This window comes from Streptomyces sp. PTL18 (genome assembly GCF_059510295.1).
The window spans coordinates 1-295 of sequence record NZ_JCAJZO010000164.1 but is presented as its reverse complement, the minus strand read 5'-3'; the positions used below and the strand labels follow the sequence as shown (position 1 = coordinate 295).

Below are 295 nucleotides of genomic sequence, written 5' to 3'. Positions count from 1 at the left end.
CCGGGGCTCGTCGACCAGACCATCCAGCCGCTCAGCGAGGAACCGCCGCCGCCACTTGCGGACCGTGTCCGCGGAAATCCGCAGGTTCCGGGCCACCTCAACGATGGGTGGGACGTCCGGGCCCGCACAGGCCAGCACGATCCGGGCCCGCAACGCCAGCGCTTGGGCGGAGTTCGCCCGCCGGGTCCAGCGTTCCAGCGCAGCCCGCTCGTCATCGTCCAGCAACAGTGGTTCCAGCTTCGGACCACGACGCGGCACCGGCACCCCGGCAGGAGAACTCATACAAGATCTAACG

1 protein-coding gene is annotated in these 295 nt (G+C 69.5%); it reads right to left on the bottom strand.

Annotation, left to right across the window (positions count from 1 at the left end; genetic code table 11):
- Positions 1 to 225, bottom strand: a 225-nt coding sequence (locus AC5WS8_RS39480) for a helix-turn-helix domain-containing protein (RefSeq protein WP_496108289.1), incomplete at its 3' end; no start/stop codon positions are given.
- Positions 226 to 295: the final 70 nt, after the last annotated feature.